Here is an 11,436-nt window from a genome sequence, read left to right on the forward strand (position 1 = left end):
TATACTGTTATAAACTTGATGGAAATAAAGATTTAGCTCCATGCTCTCCTCCACTTCCTAAATTTCTATACCCTACGGGGTCTAGTCTAATAACTGGACTATTATATACTGGAGTAATACCATCTTGATGAAATACTCTAAAATCAACAGCAACGCGATTAGGGCTTCTCCAAAACCCTCTTCTTTGTGCTCTTGCTTCAAACTGTACAAATGCACGTCCTGTAGGTCCCAATTTTAATGTAATTACTTTATTTGTCATTTTAAAACCTTCTCCATTTACAGATAGCCACGCTCCTTTATTTCCGTAACTTTGTGGCGTAATCTTACAAACCACTTCGGTATTTGGTGTTCCTTGAATTGTAAAGGTTGCTTGTTCTCTCCATCCATAAAACTGTCCAGATTTCTTTATATCCGTAATAAGCGGCACCGCATTATCATCACACGAATCTCCAATCCCATCATTATCATAATCAGTTTGAGAACGATTATAAGTGTAAGGGCAATTATCTTCATCATCCTTCCATCCATCATCATCATAATCGTTATCTGGTACTAGATCTCCTTGTAATTGGGTGGTCATACTGGCTCCATTATTTTTAGGGATCCATAAACTAGTATTTCCCGTATGCGCATGAGTAGTAGAAATGGCTATACCTTTATCTCCATCGCCTGTAACTTGTTCTTTAAAACTATAATGCCCGTTATCGGTATTGAGAAAACTATAGTCTTCAAAATTATCTGCTCCCATATAGCGATATTTACTATTAGAAGTTACCACAACTGGTAGGGTGAAATTATATCCATATTGTGCAGATGAGTAACGACCCAACGCATCTTTATTTTCTATTTCTACTCCAAAAGGGCTGTATTGCGTTACTTCACTAGCAAAGGTCCAATTATCCTGAGCCTGCTCATGTGGTACCCATTTGTCATCTATAAGTGTATAGTAGGGAGTAAAATCTTTAAAGTATCCTTCTTTTCTGGTATTTTTCTTGTTTTCTCCTCCTTGCGTTACTCCAATCCTTTCTGTAAGATATGCATAGGATTGTTTCGCTTTCCAATCTCCTTTTACATTATTTAAGTATGGATTAAATCCATACTCTTCTATACTCAAGTCTGCCAATTGGTCTGAATCTGGAGTGGCAAAAGGAATACTTTCTAATCCATTTTCACACTGGCAGTTCCAGAAATCATCATAAGCTACAGCACTACCATTTATAATCTTTAACTGATCTGTTGGACTGCTATCCCCAGATTGGTAAAAGCTCTGATCTGTAATTTGATTCACCCAATTCCCATTTTTACTTTTTAATGGATTTTTCATCATCGTTATCGAGCCCATCTTTGCTTGCTGTAGGTTTCTGTATCCCGAACGCACTACTTTAAATTTCACTTTTTCTTGTATGGTTTTAGCACTTTTGTTAACTACCAGTCCTTTATCGTCCATTAGTAACACCGCCGTTTGAGTATCGTTAAAACCTACTACCCACAATCGTTCTTCTGTATCTTTACTATAAGATGCTAAAATTTCATCTCCCAACGTAAAGTATTTTTTCACATTAGGTAATGTAAAATAATCCCCAGATGGAGTTAAAACTCCTTTATTTCCTAAGTTTTTGGTAGCTTGCCCCATTCTATCATAGCTCCAATACGCAGGAAAATCAAAATTGTAATAACTATCATCAAACTCATTTACTGTTTTGGTCAGCAACACTTCTCCTGTTTCTGCATCCCAGGCTTCATTAGTTGTAGAAACTTTAGACCCTAAATCGGTTGCTATCTTTTCTTTTAAAATTCCTGTTTGATGTATTACCTTGGTAGTTATAGCACTATGCGCTATATTCTCATGCTCAACATAGGTAGGAAAAGCAGTAAATACAATCACTATAAATATTGGAACAAAAAATGTTACCACATTAACATTCCCTCCAATAGATTTTGAATTTGAATAATTCTCTCTGAAATCATTAATCACATCATAATCTATCCCAATCTGTTGATTATTTTGTATAGTCCCATCTTTATAAATTATAGGAACAGTATTATTTAATTTACTGTTGTCTGATATATTTGTGTGGTATTTATATCTTACAGAAGATATAGGTTTATCCATACCTTCCTGATATACATACTGTCCCTTTTGTTTACCGTCCATATCATTGGTATGTACTGCATACCCCTGAGTCATCGTAAATTCATTTTTAACATTTACCGGTGCTCCAAAAAGTCCTCCTATCAATTGTTTTAATATATTATTCTGATTACTAGGGAATCGTTTATCCATATCGGTATAATCTACCTTAGTAGGAAAATCCCTGGAGGTATAATGCTCTGTAATTATCTTACCTGTAGCATGCTTGGTGATATTTTTACGTTCTAAATTTTTTACGGTTACCCTGCCATAAGTTACCTTTGCATTAGGAAAAAATGCTTTTCCAAAAGGTTTTTCTACATAGCTAACTTCACGAGGTGCTATCAATCGTTTTCCTTGGTCATAAAATGGCTGTACAAAAGGATTTTCTGCGCTATCATTGGGTTCAAAAGTTGCAACCCCACTAGTAGTTCCATCTTCTAATGTATATTCATAGGTTTGACCATACGTTTGGGATTCATTTCCGCCCATTTTATCCCATTGATCGGTCATAACTAATTGTTTCACTCTTACTCCTCCTCCTAGTTTCCTTTTATTAGGTACAGATAAACGAATCCATGATTTTTGAGGAACAAAACGCTGAGCACATAAATGAGAATTACTTCTTAGTTTTCCATTAGGTCCTGAAAATATTTGTCCGATAGCACCAATACTAGAAATTAGTTTTTTAGCAATACTTCCTGCACTTTCTTGTGCTCCATAATCTGCTCCAAGTTCATCATAGACTACGCGGTTTAAATATTTTCTACCAAAATACCATCCTGCTTTAGAAATTGGGTTAACTTTCATTCCTCCATCTACTCCTCCTTCCATCTCACTATGCTTCATAGGGATTGAAGCGTATATTTTCCCATTAGCAGCTTTAAATACCTTTGATTCTCCGTTTCTTTCAAAATAACCAGTTACATAATCAAAATCTGTTTGACTAGCTCCTATGGCACCTGCCTTAGTCATATTTACTAAAAACCTAAAGTATATTGGCTTTTCTTCCTGCCCTTTTAGATATTTTGATCTAAAATCTATGTTAACATCATTTTCATTGGGTAATTCTACATATAAATATTTGGCCTCCCCTATAGCTCCCTTATATAAAATTTGATTAGCTTTAGGATCTGATGTAGTTGAATTATCTTTATTACCTACACCCACTACTTTAAACATCTGCATAGGATCTTTATCCTGTACATATTGATAATCATCACTTTCATAACTTAATGACAAAGTTCCACCAGATGGTAAACCAATATCGCTTAATGACCAAGCTGCGGTGTATTGATCTTGTAGTGCCTTATCGTTTTGATCTACAAAAGGAAATTCTGGTGCAGTTAGTGTAGTATCTGTTGGGATACAACTTCCTTTATTAGGTTTATAATTACCCCAAACATCATATGATTTAAGGTTGTAATCTGGGTTCGCACCATTATACTCAAAAGTATAAGGTGTGTATTTGCCCATTTTAGACCCTCTGTATGTAAAATACACTTTTTTAAGGGTTAGTTTTCCTTTATTTTTTTTCTCTCCTTTCTTATCAAAATAATCTAATTCGTTATCATCGAGATCACCTTCAAAATTATTTTCAACTTTCTGGCATTGAGAATAATCATACACAAAATGTGCAGTTTTAATAGGGGCTAATTGTTGTATTGTTGGATCATTTGAATCCTCATCATCTTCTAAATCTTTCTTATATTTTTCGTATTCAGGTTTGGCATATAATCTAATTTGATCAATTTTGTACATATGTTGTCCTGCAACTGGTTCTCCTCCATTATGATCTTTTACTCCCCTGGCGTCCTTACGTTTGGATAAATCAAAAACTGCTACATGAGTTTTGGTTGTGATTTTACGAATGTATTTAATTTCCTTCTCGCCATAGATATAACTTCCTTTTTGATCTAATCTATGCGAATTGAGTCCTGCGTTATAAGAAGCTTCTTTATAACCATAAGGAATTCTCCATCGATAAGGATCTTTTTCTTTTACCTCATATTCAAATAAGGTATAACTTCCTAAATCATCTTCTGTAGGACCATCTCCTGATCTATCTTCATAATCTGCAGATAAAACCGAAGATAACAAATAGGTATGCGCATAAGCTGGAGTTTCTACCTTATCATAAAAATGATCTATCCCGCTGGTATTGTTAACCGTATTTTCATTAGTATTATTAGTATTATATTTAACAATTCCCTTTACACAATCATATTGAGTAGAATTGGTAGCAAAAGTTACTTCTTGCTTTTTAATATTATAAGCCGTTTCTCCAAAAACATACGTATTCCCATCAGGTTTTAATACTCGAAGTTGTGCTGTATGATGATCTTTTGCATATGTACTAATCCGATCTTTATAATAAGAATCTTTATACAGAGCTTTAACTTCTTTTTTTGTTAATTTTTGAACAGCTTGATTACGAACATCTCGTTTTGTTCTTTTAAAACTGTTCTGAAAACCTAGTTCTTTATCATATTTTGGTTTTTGAGATACTGGATCATAGGTTTTTATTCTAAATTTAGTATCTGCATAGCTATTAAATCCACCGCCACCAATTTTTAAAGCAATTGGTGAATCTCCTCCTAAACGTTCTTTATAGAATTCTGCTTCCTGATCTACTTTAGAAGTTCCTACGTATTTAAAATATACGGGTTCGTTATCTACTGCTTGATTTGGAGCATTTTCGTTTTCATTTTTTAAATATTTTGACGCAGTAGTTTTCCATACACCTGTATGACTTTTGGAGGGCGACATTACAAAATTTGCCCCTACATGAAATCCTGTACCTGCCTCTATTTCACCACCTAAGCTAAACCCTAAACTTTCATCTTTAACATATTCGTCATAAATCTGACCAATCTGTGTTCTGTGCGGACGAAACATACCCCCGATTCCTTGTGCATTAACGCTATACAGATCATACGTGTAGTTGGTATAAGGCAATGCTAATAAACTCTTACTAATTTCCCGGTCATTTTCTCTATTATAATCTAAAACATCATGAGAACTTGCCTGTCCTGTATGCTCATATCCATATGCTTTTTCTATTTTTTGTTTATCTTTTATTTTTTGTACCGAAGCTGATGCAGATAGTTCTACTTCTCCGTCCAACCCCCAGATATCTCCTCCTACAGAAAACGAAAAATTACTATTAATATCCTTAAAAGATGTTCTTTTTCTGGGAGTTACAGTTATATCGGAAAAAGAAAGACTACCAGAAGTTCCTCCTAAAGAATAATTATTTCCTTCAACCCAGTTCTTTACATTAACCCCCGAAGAAGCGCTTAAACTAAACGAAGACAAACCTTTATTAGAATTAAACGAAACCCCAGCGTTTAAACTTCCATTTAAAGCTTGTCCCTCGATGCTTCGAATGTTTTTTTTAGCACTTATATTTGGTGAAATTGTTGCTCCATCTAAAGTAGAAGTTTGTACATTCATCCCCACACTTACATTATCTGATACCGCAAAAGATAACCCATAAGAAGGCTTAAAGGTAATTCCATGATAATTACTATACTGGATACCTAATCCTAGTGAAGCATTTACATAATCCCCTGTTTCCAATCCAAAAACCTGAGGATCAACCTTTGCATTAAGCCCAACAGTTACATGTTTTTTAAGGTTTTTTTCATAATGCAGTGTATCTCCTTTAAAGTCATCAGGAATTCCTCGTACCTGCCTTCTAATTTGTCCTACATTAAGATTCCACCCCAAACCTACCCAACTGGCTTCTTGATCCATAGTTACTCCTGAATCATAAGCAAGATTTAAAGGGTAACCTCCTACATCCATAATTGGAATATTATAGTTAAAATCTCCGCTGGTTAAATCTACCATATCTGATGTACCAATAGGAGTAAAAGAATTAAACTCTGGTTGTGAAGGACCACTGGTTAAAGCATATAGAAAAGTAGGCTGAATTATAGTAACCACAAGTTGTATTGCCAAATAAGTTGCTAGAATTTTTGATGTTTTGCTTTCTCTAATTTTTTGAATCATAATGGTTCTTATAAAATCTTATAAACCTTAAATATTTATTCGTTCTTATTTTTTTGGAAAACACTATACTATCCAACTACAATACTTTATAAAATATATTATATAAAGAAGTGCTTGTAACTTCGTTTCTCGATAAACTAAAGGATTCTCACTCTTTTTCCAAAAGCGAATATACTTTGGTATATATGGTATTAAAATCGCAAGTAGTTAAGATTTATAAATGTTACCCTATATATTACTAAATCTTAACTTATAAACTCAACTCCCTGTTACTATCAGAACCCTTTGTTACACAAAGAGTTTAAGAATTAAACATTAAGACAAACCACAAAATCATGAAGCCTTTTCTTTTAAGAAAAAAGAACGGCATGTCCATTTATGAATAAACATCTAAAAAGATGTAAAAATCAAAATATTTATGTGATTCAGAGTTTTATAATTATAAATTATTACCATAATTTATTCATGGTAATAATTCATAAAAAACATAAAAATTTCTTGTTGTATTCTTTTCTAATTCTATTAATTTTGTCCTGAATTTTACTTTATATGAAATTACTTTACCTTGTATTCTTTTTGATTTTTTCTGCCTACTCGCAAGCTCCATCTAAACCATATTCTTTTTGGTTAAATAAAACAAATGAGTTTTACAGAATACATAATGACAGTACACTATTTTATGCTAAAAAAATGCAATTGTATGCTGATTCTCCTTGTGATTATCTAAATGGATTGATGTTTGAAGCGAATGCTATTTATTTTAAAAGAGATTGTAGTAAATCTAAAGAGGTATCCTTAAAAATTCTAAAAAAATTAAATACTGAAGATTCTACCTTGTATAAAAGTTGTTTTTTAAATATTAAATCTCATGTGCTTGGGCGTCTTTCCTATATAGAAAAATGTTTAGGAGATTACTCTAAAGCTCTAGAATACATAGAGCTAAATGAAAATTTATGTGAAAAGAATAATTTCTATTCTGAAAAATATAAACTAGCATTACAATATCAAACTGCTTTAATTTATATAGAACTTGAAAAATACGAATCTGCGATTAAACTATTAAGCCCACTAAAAAATATCTCGACTGTAAATGAAAACAAATTAACTCTTCCTAGTATAAATGTTGCATTGGGAGATTCCTATTTAAAATCTTATGAGAAATTTCTTAAACCAAATTTTCTGGATTCTGCCAAAACATATTATGGAAAACATTATAAATCGGCTATCCAAATAGAACAGCAAACGAATCACACTCAGAAATTATTTGATATAAAAATGGGGGTTATTGCATTACATCAACAAAAATACGAGCATGCATTATCTCTTTTAAGAAAAGCAAAAAAAATAAAACTTACTGAGGAAAAACATTTTACAAATCAAGAAACATATCTTTATCTAGCTAAAGCATTTTATAATCTAAATCGTCAAGACTCTTGTTTGTATTATGGAAACCTATTTCTAGAAAAAAACATATTGCACCCTAGAAACAATAATCTACTATTAAAAGGGTATACTATATTGGCCAATTCATATAATAAAACGCAACAATTAGAAAAAGCTTACAAATATTCTACCTTGGCATTATCTGAAATTAAAAAGTTAGATACTCTTAAAATTAACGGAATCGAACAGTTAAGTTTTATTGCTTTAAAAAAAATAAACAATACCAATCAAGTACTTTTAAACCAGAAGAAAAACAGATGGTTTGTTTATAAGATATTTTTCATTCTTTTATCTATTTTTTTACTAGTTGTACTAATTCGCTCTTATATTTTACGAACAAAAACAGATAAAAAATATCAAGCTCTTATTTCTCTTGAAGCAGAAAAAAAAATACCTACTCCGCAATCTACAGAAAATAATAGTGCTCCGAAAATTGCTATTCGAGAAGATATTATTAATAAAATTATTTCGGGTTTAGATGAGCTAGAGTTACAAAAAGCCTTTTTAAATCCTGAATTTAGCTTGAAATATGTAGCAAGTAAACTAGATAGTAACACCTCTTACATATCAAAAATTATTAACTCTCATACAGGAGTTTCTTTTACAGAGCACACCAACAATCTTCGTATTCAACACATTACAAAAAGCCTTACAGAAAATCCAGAATTACGAAAACATTCTTTAGATGCAATTGCAAAAGATTTTGGATATTCTAGTGCTTCTTCTTTCTCAAAAATTTTCAAAAAAACCGTTGGCATGAACCCCTCATGTTTTATTAAGAAATTAATTGAAGAAGATGATAAAAATTGCTGATATATCCGAAAATAATTGATTTTCTTTTCCAGTAAATTCAAAGCACAACTAGTACTTTTACAATAGTATATCAACATAAAAGATATGAATATTTTATTATAAATAACAAAAAGGCAGACTATTATTAGGTCTGCCTCTGGTTATCCATCTCAATTACTTTATAGGAAAATTTTATCTCTAATAAGTAAATTCAAATCAGGGTAGGATTATCAATTATAAAAACTATTACTGTTATCTTTAATTTACATTTACAGTTGTACCACAGCTTTGGTTTGCTCCAACAATTAAGGTTCCATTACTTGCAGACGAATTTCCACTAAAACTATAATATTGGTTTTTCTTACAATTAAAAGTACCTCTTCCATTTGCCGAAACTCGTGATCCATTGCTAGAGCCTTCTGCATAAATATAAATGTCCTTTCCTGTATTATTGTTAATAGTCACTTCACTTTCTAGGCTGCTTTGTCTTGCAGATGCATTTCTTTCTTTAATACGCTTATACTCTGCAGAATTATACCAATCATCTCTTTGCTTATTAATAGCTCCTATTATAAATTCTCTAATCTGATCTATATTTTCAATAAGTGCTGCGTTTTTAGGATTCTTTATCCATTTTGCATATACTTCTTGTTGTTTATTATATGCATTATCCAAATATTCCTGAAGCATCTTATGTGGCTGCATTGCCTTCATTTTTTTAGGAGATTTCATCACTTCCTTCATCTTTTTTAAACCTCCCATTTTTTTTACTTGATACTCTAATACAGCTTCAAGTTTGTAATTATCTTTATCCACCCAGTCTTCAATCATAAAGATTTTTCCATCAATAAAAACTATTCGATTTCCATCAGACAGTCTATTAATCCTGGGAGAATATCCTATCTCTTTTTGCATTGCCGGGCTTCCTTCATAAACTTTTTGAACATAGGTTATCGGGAATGCTTCATTATCTGGTAAAAACATGGTTTCTTTATGATCATCAGGACGATCAGGATCTTCTCCAAATAACATATATACCTCCTTATGAACACCAGGTTGAACTGTATACTCTTTAAAATTGGTGATTTTATATAGTAATACATCCAAACCTCCTTCATAGTCACCACTACTACTTTGCTGTGTTAAATATGCTGTATAATTTCCTAGCTGTATAGATTCTAGTTGTTGGGTTTGATGTTTTATTTCTCCCTGTGCTTTTAGGCTATGGCTAAAAAACAGTATGCATAATCCCAAGAGTGTTATTTTTTTCATTTTAGTTTTCTTTAAATAATTAGTGTGTAAAAATGGTATGGTTACATAATAACACCATCCCAAGTTCTATGATTTGGGATGGTGTTTTATTATCTTTTTTAAGGAGTATTAGAAATAACAATTTTACGAATACGACTACTTCCATTATCGGTTACATAAAAAATTCCTGAACCTGCAGAAGCGATACCATAAGCTGAATTAAATGTTGCAACTGTCCCATCACCATCTGTAGAACCTGTAGATCCATTACCTGCTAAAGTAGTAACTACTTTAGCAGGAGTAATTTTACGAACTCTACGATTACCAAAATCTGTCACATACAAATTATCATTGGCATCTACGGTGATATCTCTAGGGTAGCTAAATCTTGCAGAAGTACCTGTATTATCAAGAAAACCTGCGGTACCATTCCCTACAATAGTAGCTACTACTCCTGCTGGAGTAATTTTACGAACACGATGATTAGAGTTATCACATACGTATATATCTCCGTTACTGTTTACTGTTAATCCAGATGGGTGATTAAACCTTGCATTAAGTCCTGTACCATCTGCAAAACCTGGAGATCCTCCTGCAAGATTTGTTACTACTCCCGTTGGAGTAACTTTACGAATACGATGATTACCATAGTCTGAAACATAGACATTTCCTGAAGCGTCAACTGCTACCCCTCTAGGACCATTAAATCTTGCTGCTGTACCTGTACCATTTGCAGAACCGGATATCCCAGAACCTGCAAGCGTGGTTACTACTCCTGCCGGAGTAATTTTGCGAATACGATTATTATTAGAATCTGCGACATAAAGGTTATCATTTGCATCTATAGCAATATCATATGGAAAATTAAATTTTGCTGCAGCACCTGTACCATCGGCATATCCAAAAGTACTCCCTGCAAAGGTAGTAACGACTCCTGCTGGGGTAATTTTACGAATACGTTGATTAGATACATCTGCGACAAAGAGATTACCATGGCTATCTATTGCACACCCCGAAGGAAGGGCAAATCTTGCCGCGGTACCTGTAGCATCTACATACCCAGAAAAGCTCCCAGCAAAAGTACTCACTGTTACGGTACTTGTTTCTACGACATCCGTAACATTAATAGTAATCTGTGCAGATGCAGTAAGTGTTCCATCACTTGCTGTAATGGTTACAACATGGCTAGTTGTAGTTTCAAAATCTAACGACTCTCCTTGGGATAGTTTTATTTTATCATCTTCAATAATAAATGCCGTTGTAGGATTATCTGGGTTAGTGAGTGTATAAGTCAAATTATCGCCATCTGGATCAGTTGCTACAATAGTACCTATTACATCTGTTGCATTTATATTTTCTGCCACACTAAAAGTTTGATCTGCAATAACAGGGGGCATATTTTCATCTACATCGATAACCGTAATTGTTATTTTTGCAGCTGCTTTGGCTTTATCATCGGTTACTTCTACAGTGATTTCATGTGTAGTTTTGGTTTCAAAATCTAATGTTTTTCCTGTTACCAGGCTTAATGCTCCTGCTTTAGTGATTTCGAATAGATCATCACTGTTTGCAGTAATGCTATAGCTTAGCTCCTCTTTATCTGCATCGGTAGCTTCTACAGTACCTAATACATCTGTATCTGTTACCGACTCTGAGGCATTAAAAGATTGTGCCTTGATCTCCGGGGCATTATTAACCGGTGTAATAGCAGGGTCATCATCTTTACTACAGGATAGTAGTAATATTGCTGTACATAGCAACAGTAGTTTTATAGTTTTCATAATATCATCTTATTTAAGTTA

Annotated in this window: 4 protein-coding genes; 1 reads left to right on the forward strand and 3 read right to left on the reverse strand. The window is 33.0% G+C overall.

What is annotated here, in order from left to right:
• Positions 1-7: 7 nt before the first annotated feature.
• The gene (locus tag DG435_RS06475; RefSeq protein ID WP_106794152.1) at positions 8-6,148 is read right to left on the reverse strand and encodes a hypothetical protein; all 6,141 of its coding nucleotides are present in this window, start codon (positions 6,146-6,148) and stop codon (positions 8-10) included.
• 549 nt (positions 6,149-6,697) lie between these two features.
• Here DG435_RS06475 and DG435_RS06480 point away from each other — a divergent pair.
• Complete coding sequence (locus DG435_RS06480) at positions 6,698-8,404, forward strand: helix-turn-helix domain-containing protein (protein WP_106794153.1); 1,707 nt, start codon at positions 6,698-6,700, stop codon at positions 8,402-8,404.
• A gap of 237 nt (positions 8,405-8,641) precedes the next feature.
• On the opposite strand, the gene DG435_RS06485 is transcribed toward DG435_RS06480, so the two are convergent.
• Positions 8,642-9,655, reverse strand: coding sequence for a hypothetical protein (locus DG435_RS06485; protein ID WP_106794154.1), 1,014 nt, complete (start codon positions 9,653-9,655; stop codon positions 8,642-8,644).
• A gap of 98 nt (positions 9,656-9,753) precedes the next feature.
• Entirely contained in the window at positions 9,754-11,415 is a 1,662-nt protein-coding gene (locus tag DG435_RS06490; protein WP_106794155.1) for a cadherin domain-containing protein, read from the reverse strand.
• Positions 11,416-11,436: the final 21 nt, after the last annotated feature.

It is taken from the genome of Aquimarina sp. Aq78, assembly GCF_900299525.1.
GTDB lineage: Bacteria > Bacteroidota > Bacteroidia > Flavobacteriales > Flavobacteriaceae > Aquimarina.

What these genes read in the sequence shown, in the direction of transcription:
- DG435_RS06475 (WP_106794152.1), bottom strand. Translation starts at nt 6,148, where the DNA reads ATGATTCAAAAAATTAGAGAAAGCAAAACATCAAAAATTCTAGCAACT.
- DG435_RS06480 (WP_106794153.1), top strand. Translation starts at nt 6,698, where the DNA reads ATGAAATTACTTTACCTTGTATTCTTTTTGATTTTTTCTGCCTACTCG.
- DG435_RS06485 (WP_106794154.1), bottom strand. Translation starts at nt 9,655, where the DNA reads ATGAAAAAAATAACACTCTTGGGATTATGCATACTGTTTTTTAGCCAT.
- DG435_RS06490 (WP_106794155.1), bottom strand. Translation starts at nt 11,415, where the DNA reads ATGAAAACTATAAAACTACTGTTGCTATGTACAGCAATATTACTACTA.